Consider the following 24,473-nt stretch of genomic DNA (forward strand, 5'->3'; position numbering starts at 1 on the left):
CTTGGAAATGAAACGAATCGGAGCTCGAGCCCACGACTACGGAACTCTCCCCGCTGGGGATCTTGCAGCAACTTTGCAGAAAAACGGTTTCTGTTGCGCTCAGGTTGCCTTGAACAAGGCGATTCAAGGGCTCGATCTCAAGCCAGGTGACTTGAATCCAGGTTTGGCTTGGCAAGTGGGCCGTGGCTTTGCCGACCACGGCGTTCAGATCGCGGTGTTGGGTTGCTACATCAATCCTGTGAATCCAGACGATGCTCAACGTGGCGAACTACTTCGGTTCTTCAAGGATCACCTTCGATTCGTGGGCGACATGGGCGGTAGTCTGGTGGGTCTCGAGACGGGAACACCCAACGTCGACTACGCTCCCGATCCGAATACGGGTAGCGAGGAAACTTTCCAGGCCCTCGTCAGGAGCATAGCTGAGCTAGTTGAGACGGCGGAAGCTTGCGGCGCGAAAGTCGCGGTAGAGGGAGTCGTTAGCCACACGATTTCTACTCCCGAAAAGATGAAGCGACTGATTGATGAGATTCGCTCGCCCGCGATGGTTGTCATTCACGATCCGGTAAATTTCATCAACGCTGGTAACTTTGAGGAAGAGGCTCGATTGATTGAAGAGCCGTTCCAATTGTACGGAGATCGCATAGCAATCATCCACGCCAAGGACTACACTGTAGAGGGCGGCGAATACAAGCAAGTGGCCACGGGTCTGGGGCGTATGGATTACGGCCGTCTGTGTGGACTAATCGCAAAATCTAAGCCCGGAATCAGCGTTTTGCTAGAGGACTCGGGACCTGACGTCGTAGACATTTGCCACGCTCACTTGAATAAGCATTGGCCTAGTTGAGTCGGTAAGGGGAGATCTGTTTGAGATCGCCTCCAGATTGTCAGGTAATACGGATACAACTTTCTTGCTCGGCTTTGATGGGAGAGTGACTCTGTGCTTTCTAGGAAGTGCTCTCCTTAAGTTGATCAGCAGCGTTTTTGAGGATTTGGGAAATTTCCTTAATTTTCCTCCTGGTGAAACGGTGTGTCGAAGCCGTGATCCCAATAGAGTAGGAAGCCATATTCGAAGAGTCAAAAACGGGAACGGCTATGCAGCGGATGCCCTCGTGGTACTCCTGTTCATCGATTGCGTATCCAAGTTTTTGGATACTGACTAATTCCTTCTCCAGCTCTTCCCGGTTTTTGATAGTGTTCGGAGTGTGGGAGGTGTATTTGATCTCTTGTACGATTCTCGTTCGTTCGCTTTCGCTGCCGAAGGCGAGCAAAACCTTGCCTGATGCGGAGCAGTGGATGTCCGCTCCAGTGCCGGGTCGTGAGTGTGCGGCGAGAGGGTGAGGACTGTCTTCCACTTCGACTATGAGCACTTGAGGGCCGCTGAGAATGGCAAGTTGCGACGTTTCGCCTGTCAGTTTCGTCACTTCTTTTAGAATCGGGCGGGCTAGCTGGTTTATCGTGGAGGAGTTGATTGCTTTACGCCCCAAACCAATCAAGGCGCCGCCCATCCGGTAGGACTTGTCCTCCCGAAAAAGCCAACCTTCTTCGCACAAAGTGCTCAGGATGCGAAATACGGTGCTTCGCGGCAAAGTTAGTGTGTCGGCAATGTGTGACATGGTAAGCGGTTGGCTCGAGTCAGCTATCAATTGCAGAATGCGGCAGGCGTTTTTCAGATTGGGGATGGTGTATTCCGACATTGGGGAAATGAATTCCATATATGGAAACAGAAGTCAAATATGGAATAATGCGTTGACTCGGTATCGTATTGGGATTCCATTCTACACTGTTTTAAACGCCCTAACGTTTACCCAATAACGAGTATACTGCATATGAAGTACGAAGTACGATACGCCTGTCATCCGCGTGATTTTAAAAGCTACGACACAAGTCGTATTCGCGATGAATTTCTCATCACGAACCTCTTTGAGGAAAATGAGATATCTCTCGTTTACTCCTTGCTTGACCGTTACATCGTTGGCGGTGCCAAGCCTACCACGGAGACGCTTAAGCTCGAATCTTTCGAGGAGCTAAAAGCCGAAAATTTCTTGGATCGCCGCGAGCTTGGCGTGATCAATGTCGGTGGCGACGCGACAATCGTCGCGGACGGAACGACTTACACCGTGAAATACAAGGAAGCCCTTTACCTCGGCGCCGGCGTTAAGGACGTGACCTTTGCTTCTGTGGACGCCTCTGCTCCTGCCTTGCTCTACATCAACTCCGCGCCCGCCCACAAGTCGTTCCCATCTAAGCACGTTACTCTCGAGAATGCTAAGGTTCTGAACCTCGGCTCTCTCGAAACTTCCAACGAACGTCAAATCAATCAGCTCTTGGTCAAGGAAGTCCTTCAGACCTGCCAGTTGCAAATGGGGATGACTGAGCTGAAGCCAGGTAGTGTTTGGAACACGATGCCGGCTCACACGCACCTCCGTCGTATGGAAGCTTACTTCTATTTCGAAGTTCCGGAAAACCAGTCTGTTTGCCACTTCATGGGCGAAACCGACGAGACTCGTCACATTTGGATGCAGAACCACGAAGCGGTGCTTTCTCCCTCATGGAGCATCCACAGCGGTTCCGGTACGGCCAACTACATCTTCATCTGGGGAATGGCCGGTGAAAATCTCGATTACACGGACATGGATGTCCGCCAACCCAATCAACTCAAATAACAAACCCTGTTTATGAATAACGAACTTTTTGATCTAACCGGTAAGGTTGCTCTGATTACAGGCGGCACGCACGGCATTGGCATGGCTATCGGTAAGAAGCTAGGCCAAGCTGGCGCTAAGATTTGCGTCAATGACATCTCCGAGGACAAGCTCGAGAGCTGTAAGGCTGAATACGCTGAAGCAGGTATCGATGTTTACACGCTTGTATTCAATGTTACTGACGAAGCGGACGTAGATCGTGGTATCTCCCAGATCGAGAAGGATGTGGGCAGCGTCGACATCCTTGTGAACAACGCTGGTATCATCAAGCGTATCCCGATTCTCGAGCAGTCTGTACAGGACTACCGCACTGTTATCGATGTGGACCTCATCGCTCCTTATATCGTAGGCAAGCGTGTCGCGCCAAACATGATCGAGAAGAAATTCGGCAAGATCATCAACATGTGTTCCATGATGAGTGTGTATGGCCGTAACTCGGTATCCGCATATGCATCTGCGAAGGGTGGTTTGAAGCTTCTGACCGCGAACATGTGTTGCGAATGGGCGAAGCATAATGTGCAGATTAATGGCATTGGCCCTGGCTACATCGCCACAGCTCAGACTGCTCCGATCCGCGAAGGAAACCATCCTTTCAACGATCTCGTTATGACCCGTACGCCAGCCGCTCGTTGGGGTGAGCCTGAAGATATCGCGAACGCAGCGCTCTTCCTCTCTTCCAAGGCTGCTCAGTTCGTTAATGGTCACGTGCTTTACGTGGATGGCGGTATTCTCGCCAACTTCGGTTACGTAAAGGGCGAGAACGACCTTCCAGAACTGTAAGGGTTACTAACGCGGCTTTATTGGTCGCTCCTACTTTCGAAACTCCAGACTTCGGTCTGGAGTTTTTTTGTCTGTAGTAAAATGGCAAATACGGACCTATCTCGCAAGGAGCTCGCCAATCCACTTTCGATGAGGACCTGAAAAGGCTAGGCTTTCGATGAGGTCGGGCTTGGCCCAAATATAGTCTTCCGGGATCTTGTTCGGAAGGGATGCGGGTGAAATATCGAATATGCGTTCGGTTATTCGATAGCGGGTGATGCCACGTTTACGGGTTGCGATAGGGGTACTGGAGGGCACAGGGATCGAGAGCGGTGCAAGCTCGGGGAGCTCATGTAAGCCCCTCATGCGTTTGGCATTGGCTGGTATCTTATGTAGGAGAATGCTGCCTTCTTTCTGTATCCAGGCTCTGTTTACGGTGACATCTTCGAATTTGATCTTGGCCAGTTTCGGCAGGGACTCGGCGATTCCTTTTTCGAAGCCAAGGCAATGCTCTCGCACGGGACACAGTAAACAGTTCGGAGAGTTCTTATGACAAACAGTGGCTCCCAGCTCCATCATGGCTTGGTTGTGGTCCCCGGGCCGCTCTCGGTTTAGCAGCTCCTGCACGAGAGGCCGGTACACCTTTGCGGCTTCGGTGGAATTTGTGTAGCTACTTTCGTCCGCTGTCATGCGGGAGAGGATACGTACCACGTTTCCGTCCACCACGGCGGATTGGTCGGAAAACGCAATGCTACAGACTGCCGCGGCCGCGTAGGGTCCAATTCCCGGAAACTTGAGCCAGCTCTTCGCGTCTTGCGGTATTTCGTCTGCTGGAATTGCGGAAATTTCTTTGGCAAGTTTCAGGAGGTTTCTTGCCCTAGAGTAGTAGCCGAGACCTTCCCAGCTTTTGAGTACTTGCTCTTCGCTGGCTTGAGCCAAGTTTGCAAAATCTGGGTAGCTCTTCAGCCACTTGGCGAAATAAGGCAAAACCGTCTTTACCTGTGTTTGCTGGAGCATGAACTCGGACACCACGGTTTTGTAGAGCGACGGTTGCACCCGCCAAGGCAGATCTCGCGCGTTCTCATCGTACCAGTTGATGAGGGCGCTTTGGAAGGCGGCTGCGTTTTTAACGAGAGCTTGGGACATGGATTGGTAAACTTGCAGAAGTCATCCGTTCGCGGCTAGTGAAATTTTCGTCCGCAGATTCTCCTTCGCCTCGGGATTTGTCAGGCTTGAATCCGTCTTGGAAAGAGACCCATTTGGCGGGAGCTTTTTTGATTTTCAAACCCCGAAGGCTCTGCCTTGCTGGTCTTCAGCGAACACAGATGGCCAGAGGCAAAAAGAAAGCGGCAGTCGACCCGGACGAGCCAAAAAAGAAAACGATGTACACCAACAAGCTCTCCCAAGAGCAGTTGGACAAGCTGCAGCACATTTTGGATATGAAAATGTGGGAGCCCTACGAGGTTGAATACGCTCAGTTCGGCTTCAAGGGCGACAAGGTGAATGTAGTCGGCTACAAGAGCGGCAAGCTCGTGGTGCAGGGAAAGGCAACCGAGGATTTCGTAATCAACACTTTGGAGCCGGAAGTGCTGGGCGAAGCTCGGTTTGGCTACGATGAAGTCTATCATCCAGAGTGGTTTGAGTCGCACGCGGGGATGGATGAGAGCGGAAAAGGTGACTTCTTCGGTCCGATCGTAACTGCCTGTGTGATCGCGGATAAGCAGCACATAGACGAATGGGTCAAAGAGGGTATTCGCGACTCCAAGACCATAACGGACGGCCGGATTCTCAAACTGGACAAGATCATACGAGGTACCAAGGGAGTCGCCGTTGAAACCTGTTTTTGCGGGATGCCCAAGTACAATCAGCTGATGAGCAAGCCAAGGGCGAACTTGAATCTTCTGCTCGCATGGCAACATGGAATTTCGCTCAAAGCCGCTCTAGGAAAAAAGCGCGTTCCTTGGGGGATGTTGGACCAATTTAGCAAGCAAGACCTCGTCGGACGCTACTTTAAGGACGACAAATTCGAACTTCGGATGCAGACCAAGGCGGAAGAGGATCCGGTGGTCGCTGCTGCCTCGGTGGTAGCTCGCGCAGAATACGTTCGCTACATGGATGGGCTTTCCAAGAAGTTCGGCGATACCCTTGCCAAGGGGGCCAGCTCGAAAGTGAAGGTGCAGGCGGCTGAGATACTGGAGAAGTTCGGACCCGAGAAGCTCGGTGAGTTTGCGAAATTGCATTTCAGGACCGCTTTCGAAGTCGTAAAGGCGGCCGGAATGCTTGATCGCTTGCCTCTCAAGGAACCCAAGGCCTATACATTTAAGCGATAGTGGTGGTCGTTTGGCGTAAAGAAATAGAAATTAAGACCGGAGGTGGTTCGGAATGAAGTCGCATCGTCTGCGAGCTTTTGACCGGAAGGTCCTAAAAGGACGGTTGGGCCTGATTGGTGTAGATGAGGCGGGTAGGGGCGCCTTGGCTGGCCCGGTGGTCGCCGCCGCAGTCGCCGCCCGAAGTGATTTTTATGATAGCGAGTGGTGCAAGCGAAACGCTTCCAGCATCAACGACTCCAAGCTTCTTACATTCGAACAACGCGAAGAGCTCTACGCTAAGCTCAGATGGCTTGAGCGGGAAGGGCGGCTCCTAATCGGAGTGGGAAAAGGAAGCGTAGAAGACATTGAGGATTTGAATATCCTTGGGGCTACGCAGAAGGCGATGAAGACCGCGGTCGAGGAAGTCCTGGCTGCAGGCGATATTTCGCCGCATGATCCGGATCCACTTTTTGATGCGACTCTACCAGGCTCCACACCCAGGGAAACCCTCTCTCAGTGGGAGATTCTGGTAGACGGGAAGCAGATGAAGCACCTCGGGTACCGGCATCGGGCTATCGTGAAAGGAGATTCCAAAGCCCTCTGTATTGCCATGGCCTCTATCATTGCGAAGGTTACTCGTGATAGGATCATGATGGCCTTGGACTGCGAGTATCCGCACTACGATTTGGCGTCCTCAAAGGGCTATGCGACCGTTTTACATCGGGCAGCGATCCTAGACCACGGACCCACCGAAATGCACCGTCCGCTTTTTCTGCGTAAGTTGCTCGAAGAACCCAGCGAAGAGACCCAGGAGGAATTTGGCTTTTAGCGCTAGTGCGAGCCGAGACGTTAGCCGAGTTTTGGGCACAAAAAAACCGGCTTTCCTAGGAGAAACGCCGGTTTAGGTAAATGATTTAAGCGGCAAGCTTACTTTTTCGCTGCCTTGGTTTGACGCTGGTGGGCGAGAGTCACCTTGAACATCTGAAGACAGAAGTAGAAGGTACCCGCTGCAGGGAGAGCTGTAAATCCAGCTACGAGGTTGATGATGAGACCATCTTCGCTTGGAACGTGCGGCTTGAACCAAAGTGTGAAGAGGAGCCAAACGATGCCGACGAGTACGACATCAAAAGCGATTGTGGCAGGCGTTACTTTTAGGACTTTCGACATAGCTAGAGAAATAGGTAGCTCTGGAATCAGCCTTGTCGACCCATTTTGCGCATTATCTTCGGTATTTGATTCGAAATTTGACCGATTCGCCCGTTCACGGTGCGATTGCGGCTTTAACTCAGTCGATTTGCGGAAAACCGTGCGCAAAAGAGTATGCTTCACGGATTGTGGATTTTGATCCGTTTTGTTATTCTTTTTGCATGCTCGGTAACACGAGCGGACAGGAATCAAAAACAGAGGATAACTTTCTTTGACACTGATTTTTAGTTCCAAAACTGAGTCGTTGCTAGGCCGGAGCGGATGTGGGACCGCTCCGGTCTTCTCGTTTTTGGGGACAATTGATTTTAGCCAAAATCCATTAGCTCCCTTACTTTCAGAGGCAAAGACTCTGATACATTTGAAGGATCGATTTCCCTCAATTGACAAGGTGTCTATTTTGGCTTAAATAATTGGTATACAAAGAATTGAGATGCGGTGTCTGGCTCTGCTTCTACAGCATCCAGGGGATGATAGCATCAAACGGGCGGAGAAACCGCCCGTTTTCGCTTTCTAAGTTTGGGACTCGGTTTTGGTCGACATATCCCGGTCGAAATGGCACCGCTTGTGTTGCTTAACCCCACATTTTTGCTCCATGTCCAAAATCGTTGTAGTCGGAAGTTTCGTTCAGGATCTCGCTTTTCTTACTCCCCAATTCCCCACGGTGGGAGAGACACGAATAGGTACGTTTTTTCCGGGGCCAGGAGGCAAGGGGTTCAATCAGGCTGTAGCCGCGGCTCGGCTCCAACCTGGGACCGAGTTTATTGGGGCGGTCGGCAACGATGTTTTCTCCGAGACGGCCCGCTCCTTCGCAAAGAGCGTGGGGCTAACGAACTTGCTGGAAGTAGTGGAGGGCGAATCCTGTGGAGCCGCCTCGATCTTAGTGGATGAAAATGGCGACAACCAGATCGTCGTTTCTCTGGGGGCAAACAGCGTTTTGAGCTCGGATTGGATCAAGGGAAACTTGGCCTCTTTTCAATCGTCGTCCGTGGTGCTCTGCCAGCTTGAAGCGAACCTTTCGGCAATCCAGACCGCACTGGCGCTTGGTCGTGAGTCTGGGGCGGCGACTATTTTGAATCTAGCTCCTATTAATCAGGATTTGAAGCCGGATTTGGTGGGAATGGCAGACATTGTCACCCCTAACGAAACTGAATTTGCCTTCGTCTACCAGCTGCTCACCGGAAAGTCGCTTCCGAGCGATTACTTCGAAACTTCGGATGAAGAACTGCACTTCTTGTGCCGCGAGTTAAATGTACCCGTGGTAGTCATCACTCTCGGGAAGATGGGGTCGTTTATTTCCGTGGATCCAGATAAACTGCCTCAAGCGTTGAGCTTAGCAGGAAGCCCCTATCAGCGTTTCAGTTGCATCGAAGCAGACGCTATAGACACTTCAGGGGCCGGAGACGCCTTCAATGGGGGACTCGCTGCCGGACTTGTTCGCTTTGGCGGCGACTTAGTTCAAGCGATGAAATTCGCTTCGGTGGTTGCGGGACTGTCTGTTGAAAAAAGGGGAACTGCACCTGCGATGCCTACTTTAGCTGAAGTGGAGGCCCGGCAAGCTCTCTAACCTTTTGGTTAATCCAATTCTCGGATACGGAAATCCTTGATGACGAAGTCTGACTCTTCGGCTTGGATTGTGATGTAACCAGAATTTGTAGACGCGTTTTTTCCTTCGTTGATCAAGTGATCGTTGAGGTAGACCTGGACGGTATCCTCCTTCGCGATAATCCGCATGCGATTCCACTGGTCCGCTGGTAACTCTACTTTGATGGGTGGCTCGCCGTACTTACGTTTTTCTTCGATCTTGAGTCGATGGCGTCGATTCCGATCGGCCGCCTTCAGCGGCATTTGCTCTTCCTCTACCTCTAGCTCAGTATTGAGTAGCCAAAAATCTCCTGAGTTTTCGTACTCAAGCTGAATTTCGATGCATTCTGGCCAGATGCTAAAGGAGGTATCTGACGTACAGTGAATTTGGATACCGCTTTTCCCAGGTTCTCCGGGCCAACGGTATTCGAAGCTCACTTCGTAATTTTCGTACTCATCCAAGGTCTGGATGTAAGCCTCCGATTTGCCTTCACCGTGGATAAGTAAAGTTCCGTCAGTTTCGAACTCGAATACCTCATCCGGCTCCTCGCCCTCGAGAGAATCAAAATAGAAATCTCCGTATTCCGCACCTTTGAAAAGGTAGGTCCCTGCCGAGTCAGCTTGGGCCGCTTGTACTGCAAAGATAAAAGTTCCGACTAAGAAAAGCGTTCGCATAGGCATGTTGGGTGATTGCTAGAGACTGACAGTAGCTCCTCGCCGATGATAACGCAAGTGGAACGACGAGGATGTGCTTAGCTCTGAATTGAGTTGCGAGAAATCTTCATTTGCCTGTCCTTCTTAGCTCGTAGTGTCTTTGTTGGATTTGCTGTTTCATTGTGTCAGAAAAGGAAAAAACAAATACTAGACCGCACACGGTTAGAGCTAAGGTACAGCGAGTGCGGGAGGGGTTGTCTGAGGTCGTCGACGACCGTTTGGCAATCGAAGAGCCTCTCGAGATCGCGGTGAAAAATGGGTCCGGCCTAATGCCCATGGGAGTTGTTTTCAGGACCCCTGGTGATGATGAGTCGCTCGTTTTGGGCATGCTTTTTAGCGAGGGTGTCATCGATCGATACTCCGACGTACTTTCGATTCGGTTTACCCAGGAAAAAGGGGCGACCATGCCCTCTTGGAGAGCGGTGGCCAAGGTGACTGAAGATGTGAAGCTAGATTTCGAAAAGAACAGTCGGGTTTTTCCCATCAGCTCCGCGTGTGGAGCGTGTGGAAAAAGCGCACTTGAGGCTTTGAGGATTCAACGGAAAGAACGTTTCGATCCGCGCTCGGGGGCTCGTATAGAGCTTGCGAATCTATTGCGACTGCCTGACCTGCTGCTTGCTGCTCAGGCCGCTTACCAAGACGCAGGGAGCTTGCATGCGGCCGCTCGATTTTCTGCGAATGGATCGCTTCTGGATGCTGCGGAGGATATCGGCCGCCACAACGCGATGGATAAGCTCGTTGGCTCTTGGTTGAAGTCTGACTCGTCAACCGAATGGTCAGAGCAGATCATTCTCTTCAGTGGACGGATCGGATATGATCTGATGCAGAAAGCGATCGTAGCAGGGTGTCCCTTTCTGGTGAGCATCGGTGCTCCATCCAGTTTCGCTGTGGAACTGGCGAATCTATTCGAAGTGACTTTGGTTGGCTTTTTGCGAGGAAAGGGATTCACTACCTACAGTGCCCCTTATCGGATTCTCATGGACTGAGAATCCCTTCTTTTCCCAATCCCGCATCTGCCCCTATGCCTAGACGTCCCGCTGAAAATACGCCCGAAGCCCTCGAAGATCTAGAAATCGGAAAACCGTGCAATAAAGCGGGGGGAGTGGAAGCGGTTTATCATGCGATGAGGCATGCAGTCGGAAAAGCGGGCGTAGTTAGGGCCAAAGATTCTTTGACCAGTCTTAATCAAAAGTCCGGCTTCGATTGCCCTAGCTGCGCTTGGCCAGATCCAGATGGGGATCGGAGCCGTTTTGAGTTTTGCGAGAACGGAGCGAAAGCGGTCGCTAGCGAAACAACCGCAGCGAGGATTGGCCCTGAGTTTTTCGAGCGTCACAGTGTTGTCGAACTGAGTGAACATTCAGACTATTGGATGGATCAGCAGGGCCGAATTACGGAGCCCTTTGTTTTGCGACCCGGGAGTGATCGTTATAAACACATAAGTTGGGAAGACGCATTCCAGTTGGTGGGACAAGAATTCGCATCGCTCCAAAATCCAAATGAAGCGATTTTCTATACTTCCGGACGGGCGAGTAACGAAGCTGCTTTCCTGTACCAGCTACTGGCTAGGGCGTGGGGCACCAACAATTTGCCCGACTGCTCGAACATGTGCCACGAATCCAGTGGCTTGGCCTTGAAACAATCAATCGGGATAGGGAAGGGCACGGTCACACTTCAAGACCTCCGAGAAGCAGAATTGATTTTGGTAGCTGGACAGAATCCTGGAACGAATCACCCCCGCATGCTTTCGACTCTCCAGCAGGCGAAAGAGAATGGAGCGGTAATTGTATCTATAAATCCGCTACGGGAAGCCGGGCTTGTTGCCTTTTCTCATCCTCAAAGGTTGACGCAGGCCCTTGGAGCTAAAACAGATTTAGCGGACGAATTTGTTCGGCTGAAGATAAATGGAGATCAAGCTCTCTTTCAAGGTATCGGAAAGCGTTTGCTAGAAATGGATAGCGAGAAAAGTGGAGTGGTCGATCTTTCGTTCGTATCCGAATTCACCGATGGTTTTGAAAGTTATAAGGAGAAGCTAGAGAGTCTCGACTGGGATCGTTTAATCGAGGCTTGTGGAGTTTCGAAAGAAACGGTTGATCGCCTCGCTGGCTTATTTGCTAAGTCCGAAAAGGTCATCTCCTGCTGGGCAATGGGATTGACCCAGCATCGAAATTCGGTCGCCACCATTCGCGATTTGACCAATCTCCATTTGTTGCGAGGAGCGATCGGTAAACGTGGCGCTGGCTTGTGTCCAGTGCGCGGCCACAGCAACGTGCAAGGAGATCGCACTATGGGGATTTTCGAGCACATGCCGGAATGGTTTTACCAGGGCTTGGAGCGGGAATTTGGTATCGACTGTCCAAGAGAAGCGGGAGTTAACGCCGTTGGCTCAATTTTGGATATGAAGGCGAATGCAGGGAGGATTTTCGTTTCGTTGGGCGGTAATTTCCTCTCGGCAACCCCAGATACTGAATACACAGCTGATGCTCTCAGGAATTGTCGTTTAACTGTCCAGATTTCAACCAAGCTCAATCGGTCCCATTTAGTTGCTGGAAAAACAGCCCTAATATTGCCCTGCCTTGGCCGGTCAGAGCGAGATGTTCAAGATTCAGGAGAGCAATGGGTAAGTATGGAAAATTCGATGGGTATCGTTCACTCTTCCTCTGGTCAATTAGAGCCTGCCTCTCCTAAGCTCAAGAGTGAGGTGGCGATCATTTGCGGCCTAGCAAAAAGTATTTTGACCAAAGCTAATATCCGGATCGACTGGTCAAATTTCGAGGGGGATTATTCACTCATAAGAAGCGCTATTGAGCGAGTTGTGCCCGGGTTCGAGAATTATAACATAAGGGCTAGACAGCCGGGTGGTTACTATCTTCCCAACCCAGTTAAAGAACGTCAGTTTGAAACGGATACAGGCAAGGCGAATTTTGGCGTAGCGGATTTGGACATCGAGCGCCCTTTAGTGGGCAGGTTTCTTTTGATGACGATTCGCAGCCATGATCAATTCAACACGACTGTCTATGGGTTGGATGATCGTTACCGAGGAATTAAGGGAGAACGGCGGGTCGTATTCATCAACCCCGAGGATATGGAGAAGCTTTCGTTGAAGACTTTCGATATCGTAGATGTTCATTCTCACTTCAAAGGCGAAGTTCGCGTGACCCGAAAGTATCGGCTCGTTCCTTACGATATACCTGCCGGCTGCTTAGCAATGTATTTCCCGGAGGCAAATACCTTGGTGCCTATTGGGCATATGGCGGCAGGGAGCGAGACTCCCGCCTCGAAGTCGATTCAAGTAGAGATTCGGAAACACTCCGTTTAAATTGAGAATTAGGTTCTCTCTGTATTGAGATGTCCATTACTCTATAAAGAGAAGGATCTTTCATCTTCAGACCCCTTCGACAGGCGCTCTGTCGACGATATCAACGTTGGTCGCGAGATCTTCCTGGGCTTGTTTGTAGGGGTCTGCCTTGCTGGTATTTAGTCTCTTTTCGTACCTGCTGATCTGTCCTGCCGTCAAGGTAGCTATATGGCAAACGGGTTCTCCGGGTTTAACTGCTGGCATAGTCGCCATGCCAATCGCAATCCCGTTGGCGGGACTGGTAATGATGTTTTGCTCCTGTCCTAAGATGGAGTAGTTAGTCGCGATGGGTTGGCCCTCTTTGACGAATTCTCCAGGACTGATGTGGAACTTGAGGATGCCGCCTACGGTAGCTCGCACCCATTGCGTTTTGCGAATGGTCGCTTGGTAGGGAGGAGGGATTGGATCGCCGTCCTGCATCCCAAGGTGGATAAGTACATTGCGAATCCCCTGCACGCCGATCTGTAAGACGCTCGGTTCGATCTTCCAAGGCTCGCCAGCTTCCAAAATGATAGTGGGGCATCCGGCCCTGGCGCATTCACGCCTAAACGAGCCTAGGGGGCCCTTCCCGTCGATGACGAGGGCACATCCGAACGCCAGAGCGAGTTTTCGAGTCGCCGCTTGGGAAAGGTCCGCTCGAACGTTTGGGTAATTTGTCCTTTGAAATGCGGCCGAGTGAAGATCGATCCCATAATCGCATTTGGAGGTGATCTCGGTCATTAGCTTTTTGGCAATGCGAGAGGCCATACTGCCATTTGATGAGCCGGGAAAGCTCCGATTGAGATCCCTTCGGTCTGGGAGATAACGTTGGTTGTTTTCGAATCCTAGCACGTTCACCACCGGCACTAGAATCAAGGCTCCCCGCTTGATCGTGCAGGCCTCTCCAAAGAGGAAATCGTGGATAATGCCCGTCCCGTTGATTTCGTCCCCGTGGATGGCAGCAGTAACGAAGACGCGCGGTCCTGGCTTTTTGGCGCGGATCACCCGCACGGGCATGCGAATCGCGTCTCCCGTGTAGGTTTCGGAAAGTTCTAATCCAATGTCTTTGGATTCACCGGGACGAACGGTGACCCCGCCAATTTTCAAGGGCTGATTTGCCATACTTTACTCGCTCGGGCTCTCGGGGCGTTTGGTCGCTTTGCTCGTCAATGAGCTCTTTTTCTTTCTGCGTTTCGTTTTGACCAGATTTGGGAGCACGCCTTGAAGAGCGGCCTTCAGTCCGTAGCAGAGGAGGGAGTCTCCCTCCTCGATGACCCGGCTGAACTTGGGGTTGGCGATATGTTCAGTTCCCCGTACCAATCGGAGGACAACGATGTCTCGGTCTCGCAGTCCGGAGTCGGCAATCGTCTTGCCCGCGATTTCCGAATTTTTTTCCACAGAAAATTCAGTTACAGAATAGCCTTTGGTGAGAGCCAGTCGCTCACGAACGTCGAAGTTGCCGAACTTGATCTGTTGCTCGAGGTACTCGATGATTTCTCCAGCGATATCAATGCCTGTCGCTCCCTCGATTCCTTCAAGCCCGGGAGAGGAATTGACTTCCATGATTACCGGGCCATTCGCTCCTTCCAACATGTCAACGCCAGCCACGTGCAAGTTTAGGATTTGGGCAGCTTTCACTGCAGTGCGCTCGTATTCGGGATCTAGCGTCACAGTTTGAGTGTTTCCGCCACGATGTACGTTGCTGCGGAATTCTTGTCCAGCGGCAGTTCTTCTCATAGCGGCAACCACACGGTCTCCCACCACGAAGGCTCGAATATCTCGTCCTTTGGATTCGGATACGAATTTCTGCACCAGCACGTTTTGTTTGACGGCGCTCAAGGTTTCGATGATCGCCTCAGCGACCTTGTTGGTCTCGGCGAGAATTACTCCAATGCCTTGCGTGCCCTGCAGCAGCTTGATGACAACGGGAGCTCCCCCCATGGCTTGGATCGCCTTGAGGATGTCATTGGGATTTCGGACAAAAGCGGTTTCGGCGATTCCCACGTTGTGACTGGAAAGCTCCTGCATGGAGGCGAGCTTGTCACGTGAGGCGAGAATCGCGTCGGCAGTGTTTAAGCAATAGGTCCCCATTTGTTCGAATTGCCTGACTACAGCCGATCCGAAAAAGGTAATGGAAGTGCCAATACGAGGAATGACCGCGTCGTAGTGACTAAGAGCTTTGCCGCCGTAGGTGAGGTCGGGTTGTCCGGACTCGATGTACATGGCGAATTTAAGCGTATCGAGTACCTTGACTTTATGGCCTCTCTTTTCCGCCGCTTCTCTTAATCTGCTGGTACTGTAGAGACGGGGGCCTCGGGATAAAATTGCGATTTTCAGTGGGTCCATAGTGGGATTTAGGAAAATGCTCCTTATTTTTGGTTGGATTATCAGCTCGAAAGCTTGGGCTTTCGGTTTGGTCTTGTCAGGAAGCTGCCGGAGCAGTCTACGAGGAAATCCTCTTCTAGGGCCAAGCGTCCTAGTAACATGCGACATTGCATGTGCTTGCGATTGCTGAGGCTTAACTCGATGCGTTTCACGACCGGCCCAACTCGGACATTGGTTGCCACGAAGTATCGTTCGTGCTGTTGGCCATTGCTGGAGCGGACGTGGGTTTGATGTTCGATATCGGCTATGATTGTGGTTTTCAATTGTCCGGAGCGACGGTTGGCCGCTACGTCGAATTGCACCTTGTTGCCCGGCAGCTCTACTATGTTTTCCACATCGATCGCGGAGCGTCTGGCGCCAGTATCTGTTTTGGCGGTAATATCGATTATTCCCCAGTCGGGAAGATCGATAGACTCTTTCCAACCTATGAGGGTTGGTTGAGGATTAGGCATATCAGTTAGCTGGAATTTTCTAGTCTTTCACGACACTTTTCTTAGCGAGGTGTAAGATGAGTTTTCCATCCATGCGGTACTCGATGTAGTTGGCTGTGGTGGTGACCCAATCGGTATAGCCATTGGGCTCTTTGCCTTGGTTCGCGGGGGATACGAGCTCCTGTTTGCCATTAAACCAATTCCTGTATCCGGAGTTTAGCGACATCGAGTTTTTGAGTATAATTTCCTTCTCTTTGTAGTCCGGATTTAGCTTCAGGTAAATGCGTCCATTTTCCTCAACCTTCACGTCTTTGACGATGTTTGCATCCCTGACCAGAGCGACGTAAGGCCCGTACTCCGCATGTTCTCCGCTCGCAAGCAGATTGCTTGCTGAAAAGAACGTTAGAAGGCTGGTGACGAAAAGGAAAAGGCGAAGTGGTTTCGTATTCATAGCGAGTGTACTGTTAGGGCAAAAGTTTATTGAGAGCTGTTCGGGCCATCAACCTAATACTTTTCGGCTAGGGCGCAAATTTGCTTCCAACTATCTCAATCCTCCTGAGGTTCAGTGGAGCTAGAACTAATAGTCTGGGAGATCAGAAGCTCCGTGTACAGGCGTGGAGAGTGGTCTACGAAATAGTCGGAAGGGATGGCGGAGAAATCCTTGGCGGACCAACGTTCAAAGAGGCTCTCAGTGAATGCTCCGTGCCCTTCTAAGCGCTCCCTCCAAATGCGGGTTTTTGGCGGATCGATCAATAAATCTCCTTTTGAGGTGATGAAATATGTCGGGCCTATGTGGCGGTAGAAAGGACGCATCGGTACCCGGGTGACGATATCGTTGTCGTTGACGATTCGAAATAACGGCAGCTGTTGGTGGCACTTCTGGGCTAGGGATCGGTTCACCAATCGTGGACTGCCAATTGTGTAGATGGCGCTCACGAACTCTGGGTTCCTGATAGCGAATAGGGTAGCGAGGGCAGCTCCGAGACTGTGGCCAGTCAGCCAAACTTTTTTGTCAGGGTTCTCCTGCAGGCGCGATTCCAGATTGGATCTCAATTCGTCTTCGATGCAAGCGAGGGCGTCCATGAAGCCGGCGTGGGCTTTGCCATCGGGTCCGCAATTTCTATGCTGGATTTTCGAATCGCTCAGGTAGTCCTGCTTGTCGCCTGACTCCGTGCCTCGAAAAACGACTACGATGCTTTCCTCGTTTTCAGCCACGATCGCGAAAGTCCCGTCGATGTCGAAGAAGCTCGGGCTCTCGAAACCTGCCAATGCGATCTTTTCCTGAAGGAAGGTTTGATCGTCCACATAGGAGAGGAGGCAGAATTGGGAGAAGACCGCAGCATTCTGGGGCGAATAAACGGTGGGCGAGGTGGTTTCCAAGGTCGAGACCAACTCGAAATAGGGAAAGTCGCGATTCGGAGCGAACAACGCGGCGTGAGAGAATGGACCTTCCTCTGACTCAGCCTCGGCGATTGCTGCGATGAGCATTAACGCGAAAACGAGGCCACATATCCTCAGGGAGCGTCTAGTTCGTTGGAAAATACTTGAGGCGAATGCTCTGGTGTAGCTTCTCGTCATTGAGTTCCTCCTCAGTGATTTCCATCGCTTCTACCTCCGGCATGATCAGTTCGAAGAGCTTGGCATCAATGTCGCCGTCGATGATCCGACCTACCGGTTTGGGGCGAGGGGAGGCAGGGATTTCGACTTGCCAAGCGAACTCGTGCTCTTTGCTCAAAAGTGTCAGCATTTCAAGCAAGGCTAAGGTGTCGACAGCTCCCATCAGAACGTCGTCTCGATAGTCGATTTTTTGTTGGGTCCCATCCTCCATCGTCACGTAACGATGCATGAGTTTGGTGCTGCCCTGCAGAAGGTTCGGATTCCTCTTATCAGCCTGAATTGCCAAGCTTTGGTTCCACCACTGGTGTTCTTTGGCGAGTTCTTTCGCTTCTTCAACGAGTGCCTCGACGTAGTCGTCGTCGAATTCGTCCAAAGTAATGTAGGAGAGAGCTGGAAGCATGGGAGTTTGTAGAAATGGAGGGTTTGTTGTTCCAGAATGAGGGGAGCTCAGCGTCTGACAACTCCATATCTCCAATCAAAAAAGGCACCCATTGCAGGTGCCTTTATTAGAGCGTTAGTCGATCAAATGCCAAATCCTCACCAGCTGCGCTCTGAAACAGGTGGAGGTGTGTACTGGTATATCCAAGTCTCCGATAGAGGCTGCTCCTCGGCTTCCGTTCGCAGGTACAGGCGGACGTTTATGGGCTCGGTTGATTCGTCTGGGGCTAAGTCAAACATGGCTCTAACCGTTTCGCCGTCTGGCATCCAGCGGGCGTAGGCGTTCTCGATTTTTCCGCGGTCCGAGGTAACAACTGCCTTTAGCGGAGTATCGTTTCCTAAACTCTCCAAAGCCGGTCCCTCAAAGTCCAAAACGAAGCGCCGAGAAAAGTAGTCTTGTTTTTGGCCGATATTGCCCCCTTTTCCAGTGCGCGTAGCTACGACTCGGGAGTTGCTGGGTTGGAGGACTTCTTTTGTGCCCCAGTAAAGCCGGTAGTCGTAGCGATATTCTTCGCCAGCTCGGAGTGGATCCTGCGGGTGCCAAAAGGCAACAATGTTGTCGAAAGTCTCGTCGACAGTTGGAAGTTCAAAAAGCTTAACTTCTCCGGGCCCCCAAGGTTCTGTAGGTTCCACCCAGAGGCTGGGACGTCGCTCGTAGTAAACGGCATCGTCCTGGTAGTGGTCGAAATTTCGGTCGCGCTGCAAGAGCCCGAACCCGCGAGGGCTTTCGTCGAGATAGGAATTTAGTCGAGGGTGGGGCGGGTTGACGAGCGGCCGCCAGATCCACTCGCCTGAACCGGTCAGCACAGACAGTCCATCTGTGTCATGGATTTCAGGTCTCCAGTCGTCGGATACATGTTTGCGTCGATCATTTTCACCGTACTGAAACATAGATGTCAGAGGGGCTATCCCGGCGTTTTCTAGATCTTCGCGAGGGTAGATTGTTGCATTTACGTCCATCACCAAGGTCTTTCCTGGAGTCATCACTATTCGGTAAGCCCCCGTCGCGCTTGGGGAATCCAATAGAGCGTAAATGACCAAGGTGTCGCTTCCCTTCTCAGGGCGCTCGAGCCAAAATTCCGTGAAATCCGGGAATTCCTCGCCAGTGGGCATGCCGGTGTCGAGCCCCAGTCCCCTCGCCGATAAGCCATATTGCCAATCGAATCCGACCGCCCGAAAATAGCTCGCTCCGAGAAATGCGGATACGTCCCGATCCCAATCCTCCTTGAAGTTGATTCGAAAGCCCGCGTATCCGAGATCTTTGGGCAATTTGTCCCCGTCTACGCCGGATCGACCATAGTAGAATTGGTCGGGATCGAAATTGATGGGTTTTGCATCACCATCTACAACCTCATTGATTTTGACTGGCTTCTGAAAGTAGAGGCCAAGATGGAAAAACTGAATACGGAAATTCGTCTTTTCGCCCGCCCACAAAGCATTTTCGTCCTGAAAATCGATGTGTTGGTAATGGTCGTAATCGAGAGCCTGAATCTCAGGGATGTCGACCGGCTGCCGAGCGACGTACCCTTGTTGGGAGAGCGATTTCGCCTTCCCTTTGAGGGTCGCGTAGTCGAATTCCTCCGACGAAAGTCTAGTCGGTGCTAGGCAGCACAGTGCTAAGGCGGCTGTCTGCATGGCAATTAATAGTTTAGAGCTTCTGATTCGGTGCATCTTGCAATTCATATTGCGGTAAATTGTTTGAAAGGCTGTGAAACGCTAAAAGCATACCAGTTCCGACGATTGTAGGAATTGCAGGAATGCGAATAGCCCTCAGCTTGGACCGACTTTTCTAGGCCACTGGAGCTAAGGAAAGTAGGGAGAAGATGACTTTTCCCTCCTGGCTGGATGCAGGAATGTCCACGCTCACTTTTAGGGCCCAGTCATTCATTTCCTCTGGGTCGATGATCATTTGTTCGACTGTCCAGGTTAGACGATCGTCGGAAACGCTTGAGTGGGTGTGTTCCTTGTTTCGGGCCGCTGGATCGAGACGTATCCAAGACCTCGATTCATAGAAGGACTCCATTCGGTTCTCCAATTCCACGTCCATCCATTTCGGCGTTTCGTCATGAGTGTCCGTAAACAGGGGACTCAAGTCGTAGTTGTCTTCTAGGTCCTTGTAACGACCGGCTGCCAGAAGACTGAGGAAACTGAAAATCTCATTGCGAATCAAACGGGTGAAATTCGCTTTGTCCCGCGTTATATCCTTGGCTCGCTCGGTATCTGGCAAAGAGTCTGCACCTTGGGAGTCGACTTGATAATCTGGGTTTCGAAGTAGCTCCCATTCATCGATCAGGCTCGAATCCACGTTCCTCAGAAGGTGCTCGAAGTAGATGATCATCTCGTCCACCTGATCGTCCCGAAATCCCTCTGGTATGGTGTTTTCCAGTACACGGTAAACGTTGGTGATATGACGTAGAACTAGCCCTTCCGCTCGTTCCAGGCCGTAGAGTTTGATGTAGTCCGAAAAGCTGCTGTAGCGTTCGAACATTTCGCGGGCGATGGACTTGGGCTTGATATTCTCCGAACCGACCCAGGGGTGTTTGCTGGCGAAGTCATTGAAGGTTTCGTAGATGAAGTCGGCTTCAGGTTTAGGGTATTCCATCGCCTCCAATTTCTCGATACGTTCGTCGTACTCGATACCATCGGCTTTCATCTCTGCCATCTTTTCCGTTTTTAGCTTATCCAATTGCTTTCGCAGGATGGTGTCAGGATTCTCCAAGATGGATTCAGCGAGACTGAGCAGTTTCAAGGCGTATTCAGGATCTTTTTCGTCCAGAAGCTGCAGCGTATCGATACAGTAGAGCGATAGGGTTTGGTTGAGCGAGAAATCGTCCTGTAGCTCGACGTTGACGGTGAGCTTTTGACCACCGTTTCCCGGCGGGGCTATCTCGATAATCTCGCGTTCAACGAGAGCGCGGAAAAGCTGAAATGCCTTTTTGCGAAGGGCGGGCTTGGAGCCGGGGAGATTATGGGAGTCGTTGATCAAGTTCCGCATGGCGCGGCAACCGTCTCCCTCGCGACTTAAGACGTTTAGCAACATTCCGTGGGAGACTTGAAAACGGGACTCCAGTGGCTCGGAAGGAGCGTTTTGAAGTTTGGTATACGTTTCCTCATCCCACTGGACATAGCCCTTGGCGGGAGGCTTTTTCTTAACGAGCTTTTTCTTTTTCTTGGCGTCGTTTCCGGCTCGAATCTCGGCCCGCTTGTTTTCGATGACATGCTCGGGAGCGAGTGCGATAACGTATCCGCGATCGTCATACCCTTTTCGTCCCGCACGACCGGAGATTTGGTGGAAGTCTCTAGCAGATAGGATCGAAGTCTTCCGTCCACCGTACTTGCAAAGCTGGGTGAAGAGCACGGTGCGGATAGGCACGTTGACGCCGACTCCGAGAGTATCCGTGCCACAGATGAATTTGAGCAATCCTCGTTGGGCGAACTTTTCGACGAGGACCCGATACTTTGGGAGCAAGCCGGCGTGGTGGAGGCCAATTCCTGAAAGGAGGTACTTTTTGATTTCTTTGCCGAAGGGGCTGGTGAATTCCACTCCTTTTAGCTCCTCTTTCAGGATCGCTTTCTCCTCTTTGCTGCAGGCATTGAAACTCAGAAGATTTTGGGCCGTGTCTGAAGCCGCCTTCTGGGTGAAGTGGACGATGTAGCAAGGGAGCTTGTTGGACTCCTTGAGCTTTTCCAACGCTTCGACCATCGGTATCTCCAGATAGTCGAATTCCAAGGGAACAGGTCGTTCTTTACTGGATACGGTTACACATTCGACACCGGTCAAATCTTCCAGCCCTCGGGCGAAAAAGGCGGTCTCCCCAAGGGTGGCGGAGATCAATAGAAACTTCGCTTGAGGCAATGTCAGCAAAGGCACCTGCCAGGCGACACCGCGCTCATGGTCTGAATAGTAGTGAAATTCGTCCATGATGACATCATGGACTTTCGCTTTCTCCCCGTCTCGCAGGGCGATATTGGATAGGATTTCAGCGGTGCAGCAAAGAATCGGAGCGTCGCGATTTACGGATGCGTCACCGGTCATCATGCCCACGTTATCTGGTCCAAAATCGCGGCAAAGAGACAAGAACTTCTCGTTGACGAGGGCCTTGATCGGGCAGGTATAAACCGAGCGACGTCCGAGGGATGCGGAGTAGTAGTGCATCGCCGCCGCCACTAGGGATTTGCCCGAGCCCGTTGGTGTATTCAGAATCAGGTGCTTCCCAGCGAATATCTCCAGGATGGCTTCCTCTTGGGCCGGATAGAGTTCGATTCCTTTCTCGGCGGCGTAATCCAGAAAACGTTCCAGAAGAATGTCCGGATCTTTGGTATCGGTGGCGGGCTCTAGCGGAAAAGACAAAGGAAGTGTAGTTGCAGCTCTTCGATGGTGATCAAAGGCTTTTCTTCAAGCTTTGGGCCGTTTGGTAAGATTCCTCTGCGGATTCTCCCAATACACAAAAGTGTCCCATCTTTCTACCCGGGCGAGCTTGGGCTTTGCCGTACAAGTGAAGTTTGGCCTTCGGGTTTTTCAGCAAGCTTGCGAAATCCGGCTGTCTGCCAGTCCAGGCGTCACCCAAAATGTTGACCATGGTGACTGGGCTTAGCAGCTCGGTGGAACCGAGCGGAAGCCCGCAGACGGCTCGCACGAATTGCTCGAATTGGGAAGTCACGCAGGCGTCGATTGTGTAGTGCCCGGAATTGTGCGGGCGAGGAGCGAGCTCGTTAACAGCCAAGGTTCCATCGCGAAGCACGAATAGCTCAACGCCCAAAAGACCAACTAGTCCGAGTTTGCGGGCGATCTCCTTAGCGAGCTCTTCCGCTTGATTCCGCATTTCGTCCGAGATGCGGGCTGGTACGATGGAGTAGCCGAGGATGTGGTTGGTGTGAATGTTTTCGGCTACCGGAAAGGTTGCGACTTCGCCCTGCTCATTGGCAGCGACGAGAACCGAAATCTCCATGGAGAAATCCATCCAGCCCTCTAGAACGGCGCGGTGCCCGCCAAATTCTTTCCAGATCGCGGCGGTATCCGGTTTGTCGGTACCGATTTTAAGCTGGCCCTTGCCGTCGTATCCAAAGGCGGCGGTTTTCAAAACAGCGGGTGTTCCGATTTTCTCCAGAGCGGCTTCCAAATCCTCGAGCGAGTCGACGATGGCGAAAGGAGCGCAAGGCAGGCCTGAGTCCTGCAAGAAATTCTTCTCACGCTCGCGGTTTTGGCAGATGTGCAATATCTCCGGCCGCGGATGCAAGGTCACCTTTTCCTTTAGAGCGTGGGTTGCTCCGACGGGGACGTTTTCGAATTCGTAGGTAACGACGTCCGAAGACTGGGCCAAAAGGTCGAGTGCGGTTTCGTCCGAGTACTTAGCATTGATTTCGAGCCCAGCTACGTGCCCGGCTGGGCAACGTTCTTCTGGCTCGAATACGACGAAGCCGTAGCCGAGAGAACGGGCAGCCTGTCCGGTCATGCGGCCCAATTGTCCGCCACCTAGGATGCCGATTGTTGATCCGGGAGCTATCATTAGAGTTTCATCGATTCGACCTTCACCCGCTGCTGCTTACGAAAGTCGTCTAGCTTGTCGGAAAGGGATTCATCCGAGAGGGCCAAAATGGAAGTCGCGTAGAGGCCGGCGTTTTTGGCTCCGGCGGCTCCGATCGCAAAGGTCGCAGTGGGCACGCCGCCTGGCATTTGAACAATGGAGAGCAGCGAGTCCATGCCTTTGAGCGACTTGGATTCTACGGGAACTCCGAGGACAGGCAAGGTGGTCAAAGCCGAGACCATGCCGGGCAAGTGGGCGGCTCCTCCAGCTCCGGCGATGATGCACTTCAGGCCGCGAGCCTTGGCTGATTTCGCGTACTCATACATCTTCTCTGGGGTGCGGTGGGCTGAAACGACTTCCGCCTCATAGGGCACGCCAAAAGAGTCGAGGATGTCTGCTGCCTGAGAGATGGTGGGCCAGTCTGAGTTGCTGCCCATTATGATTCCGACAAGTGGTTTGTTTTCTGACATGGCTTTGCTATTAGGAGGCGTCGACTAAGTAATCCGGAGAGTGCTCCGGCAAGGGAAAAAGGAGGGCGTGACGCAGTGGTTCTAACAATACTATGCGCTGGCAACTCGACCACCTGCGACTCAGCATGAAAAGCCTTTATCGTTCTATGAACCATTTCCCAGACCTCAATTACGATGATCAAAGTTCTCCTTCTAACCGGACAATCGAATCAATGGCACAATTGGCGAGTCAGCAGCCGAGCTCTCGAAAAGGCTCTCCAGTCGAATCCACTGTTTGAAGTCGAGACCTTGGTTTCGCCTTCCGCAGGAGAAGACTTCTCCGACTTCTCGCCAGTTTGGGGCAATTTTGATGCGGTGGTGATGGACTACGAAGGGGACGAGTGGCCGGAAACGGTGAAGCAGGGCTTCGTAGATTACATGGCTCAAGGAGGAGGTCTCGTTGCGTTTCATGCGTCCGATAACGCTTTCCCCGATTGGCCGGAATTCAATGAAATGATCGGTGTCGGCGGCTGGGGTGGGCGTGATGAAAAGTCAGGGCCCAAAGTTCGCTGGCGGGAAGGGGAAATGGTTCTAGACCCTGGCCCCGGAGAAGCCATGCATCCAGCTCCTTTCGAATACACGTTAGACACGCGAGCTCCTGAGCATCCGGTAATGCGTGGATTGCCCAGCTCGTGGCTACACGCTATTGACGAGCAATATAGTCAGCTCCGTGGCCCTGCCAAAAATCTCACTGTCCTGGCAACAGCGATCGCCGGTCCTGAAGTGGAAGGGGGCACGGGGGAGCACGAGCCTATGCTGATGGCTATTGAATTCGGTAAAGGCCGCATCTTCCATACGACGCTTGGGCACGTGGGCGCCAATGACGAGGAAACCACACTCGCTATGCGCTGCGCGGGATTTGAAACCACGCTCTCTCGAGGTTTGGAATGGGCCGCCACCGGAAGTGTCACCCAAGAGATTCCGGCCGATTTTCCGAGCGGGGATACCGTTTCGCTCCGCTAG

Annotated in this window: 23 protein-coding genes; 9 read left to right on the top strand and 14 right to left on the bottom strand. The window is 52.0% G+C overall.

Annotation, left to right across the window (positions count from 1 at the left end):
- Positions 1-7: 7 nt before the first annotated feature.
- Positions 8-844 carry a sugar phosphate isomerase/epimerase family protein gene (locus tag H5P27_RS04585; RefSeq protein WP_185659199.1) on the top strand — a complete coding sequence of 279 codons (837 nt, stop codon included), beginning with the start codon at positions 8-10 and terminating at the stop codon, positions 842-844.
- A 100-nt stretch (positions 845-944) separates the two neighbouring features.
- Here the strand turns inward: H5P27_RS04585 and H5P27_RS04590 are convergent, their stop codons facing one another.
- Positions 945-1,712, bottom strand: a complete 768-nt coding sequence (locus H5P27_RS04590; protein ID WP_185659200.1) for an IclR family transcriptional regulator — start codon at positions 1,710-1,712, stop codon at positions 945-947.
- A 114-nt stretch (positions 1,713-1,826) separates the two neighbouring features.
- Between H5P27_RS04590 and kduI the strand changes: the two genes are divergently transcribed.
- Positions 1,827-2,663: a 5-dehydro-4-deoxy-D-glucuronate isomerase gene (gene kduI / locus H5P27_RS04595; RefSeq protein ID WP_185659201.1), complete on the top strand. Its 837-nt coding sequence runs from the start codon at positions 1,827-1,829 to the stop codon at positions 2,661-2,663.
- A gap of 12 nt (positions 2,664-2,675) precedes the next feature.
- Positions 2,676-3,482, top strand: coding sequence for a gluconate 5-dehydrogenase (locus H5P27_RS04600; protein WP_185659202.1), 807 nt, complete (start codon positions 2,676-2,678; stop codon positions 3,480-3,482).
- A 96-nt stretch (positions 3,483-3,578) separates the two neighbouring features.
- Here the strand turns inward: H5P27_RS04600 and H5P27_RS04605 are convergent, their stop codons facing one another.
- Entirely contained in the window at positions 3,579-4,607 is a 1,029-nt protein-coding gene (locus H5P27_RS04605) for an A/G-specific adenine glycosylase (RefSeq protein ID WP_185659203.1), read from the bottom strand.
- 179 nt (positions 4,608-4,786) lie between these two features.
- On the opposite strand from H5P27_RS04605, the gene rnhC reads away from it, so the two are divergent.
- Both rnhC and H5P27_RS04615 read left to right on the top strand, forming a co-directional pair.
- Complete coding sequence (gene rnhC, locus H5P27_RS04610; protein WP_185659204.1) at positions 4,787-5,791, top strand: ribonuclease HIII; 1,005 nt, start codon at positions 4,787-4,789, stop codon at positions 5,789-5,791.
- Positions 5,792-5,843: 52 nt separating this feature from the next.
- Positions 5,844-6,599, top strand: coding sequence for a ribonuclease HII (locus H5P27_RS04615; protein WP_185659205.1), 756 nt, complete (start codon positions 5,844-5,846; stop codon positions 6,597-6,599).
- Between the two features lie 98 nt (positions 6,600-6,697).
- Here H5P27_RS04615 and H5P27_RS04620 read toward each other — a convergent pair whose 3' ends face one another.
- Positions 6,698-6,937 carry a hypothetical protein gene (locus H5P27_RS04620; RefSeq protein ID WP_185659206.1) on the bottom strand — a complete coding sequence of 80 codons (240 nt, stop codon included), beginning with the start codon at positions 6,935-6,937 and terminating at the stop codon, positions 6,698-6,700.
- A 631-nt stretch (positions 6,938-7,568) separates the two neighbouring features.
- On the opposite strand from H5P27_RS04620, the gene H5P27_RS04625 reads away from it, so the two are divergent.
- Positions 7,569-8,540: a ribokinase gene (locus H5P27_RS04625; RefSeq protein ID WP_185659207.1), complete on the top strand. Its 972-nt coding sequence runs from the start codon at positions 7,569-7,571 to the stop codon at positions 8,538-8,540.
- 8 nt (positions 8,541-8,548) lie between these two features.
- Here H5P27_RS04625 and H5P27_RS04630 read toward each other — a convergent pair whose 3' ends face one another.
- The gene (locus H5P27_RS04630) at positions 8,549-9,238 is read right to left on the bottom strand and encodes a 3-keto-disaccharide hydrolase (RefSeq protein ID WP_185659208.1); all 690 of its coding nucleotides are present in this window, start codon (positions 9,236-9,238) and stop codon (positions 8,549-8,551) included.
- A 155-nt stretch (positions 9,239-9,393) separates the two neighbouring features.
- On the opposite strand from H5P27_RS04630, the gene H5P27_RS04635 reads away from it, so the two are divergent.
- Together H5P27_RS04635 and H5P27_RS04640 are read left to right on the top strand one after the other, a co-directional pair.
- Positions 9,394-10,257, top strand: a complete 864-nt coding sequence (locus tag H5P27_RS04635) for a formate dehydrogenase accessory sulfurtransferase FdhD (protein ID WP_185659209.1) — start codon at positions 9,394-9,396, stop codon at positions 10,255-10,257.
- 35 nt (positions 10,258-10,292) lie between these two features.
- Positions 10,293-12,587, top strand: coding sequence for an FdhF/YdeP family oxidoreductase (locus H5P27_RS04640; protein ID WP_185659210.1), 2,295 nt, complete (start codon positions 10,293-10,295; stop codon positions 12,585-12,587).
- Between the two features lie 66 nt (positions 12,588-12,653).
- On the opposite strand, the gene H5P27_RS04645 is transcribed toward H5P27_RS04640, so the two are convergent.
- The 10 genes from H5P27_RS04645 to purE form a co-directional block, all read right to left on the bottom strand.
- Positions 12,654-13,727 (bottom strand): succinylglutamate desuccinylase/aspartoacylase family protein, encoded by a 1,074-nt coding sequence (locus H5P27_RS04645; RefSeq protein WP_185659211.1) that lies wholly within the window; start codon positions 13,725-13,727, stop codon positions 12,654-12,656.
- Between the two features lie 3 nt (positions 13,728-13,730).
- A complete protein-coding gene (rimK, locus tag H5P27_RS04650) occupies positions 13,731-14,942 on the bottom strand; it encodes a 30S ribosomal protein S6--L-glutamate ligase (RefSeq protein ID WP_185659626.1) in 1,212 nt (403 codons plus the stop codon).
- Positions 14,943-14,992: 50 nt separating this feature from the next.
- Entirely contained in the window at positions 14,993-15,442 is a 450-nt protein-coding gene (locus H5P27_RS04655; RefSeq protein WP_185659212.1) for an ATP-dependent zinc protease family protein, read from the bottom strand.
- Between the two features lie 19 nt (positions 15,443-15,461).
- A complete protein-coding gene (locus H5P27_RS04660) occupies positions 15,462-15,872 on the bottom strand; it encodes a hypothetical protein (protein WP_185659213.1) in 411 nt (136 codons plus the stop codon).
- Between the two features lie 95 nt (positions 15,873-15,967).
- A complete protein-coding gene (locus H5P27_RS04665) occupies positions 15,968-16,909 on the bottom strand; it encodes a lipase family protein (protein WP_185659214.1) in 942 nt (313 codons plus the stop codon).
- Positions 16,910-16,946: 37 nt separating this feature from the next.
- Entirely contained in the window at positions 16,947-17,438 is a 492-nt protein-coding gene (locus tag H5P27_RS04670; protein WP_185659215.1) for a hypothetical protein, read from the bottom strand.
- A 137-nt stretch (positions 17,439-17,575) separates the two neighbouring features.
- Positions 17,576-19,111, bottom strand: a complete 1,536-nt coding sequence (locus H5P27_RS04675; protein WP_221774605.1) for an OpgD/OpgG family glucan biosynthesis protein — start codon at positions 19,109-19,111, stop codon at positions 17,576-17,578.
- Between the two features lie 154 nt (positions 19,112-19,265).
- Complete coding sequence (locus tag H5P27_RS04680; RefSeq protein ID WP_185659217.1) at positions 19,266-21,827, bottom strand: DEAD/DEAH box helicase; 2,562 nt, start codon at positions 21,825-21,827, stop codon at positions 19,266-19,268.
- 31 nt (positions 21,828-21,858) lie between these two features.
- Complete coding sequence (locus H5P27_RS04685) at positions 21,859-22,983, bottom strand: 5-(carboxyamino)imidazole ribonucleotide synthase (protein ID WP_185659218.1); 1,125 nt, start codon at positions 22,981-22,983, stop codon at positions 21,859-21,861.
- The gene (gene purE / locus H5P27_RS04690; protein ID WP_185659219.1) at positions 22,983-23,471 is read right to left on the bottom strand and encodes a 5-(carboxyamino)imidazole ribonucleotide mutase; all 489 of its coding nucleotides are present in this window, start codon (positions 23,469-23,471) and stop codon (positions 22,983-22,985) included. Before purE ends, H5P27_RS04685 begins: the two co-directional genes overlap by 1 nt.
- Before the next feature lie 174 nt (positions 23,472-23,645).
- On the opposite strand from purE, the gene H5P27_RS04695 reads away from it, so the two are divergent.
- Complete coding sequence (locus H5P27_RS04695) at positions 23,646-24,473, top strand: ThuA domain-containing protein (protein WP_185659220.1); 828 nt, start codon at positions 23,646-23,648, stop codon at positions 24,471-24,473.

The organism is Pelagicoccus albus, assembly GCF_014230145.1.
Taxonomy (GTDB): Bacteria; Verrucomicrobiota; Verrucomicrobiia; order Opitutales; family Opitutaceae; genus Pelagicoccus; species Pelagicoccus albus.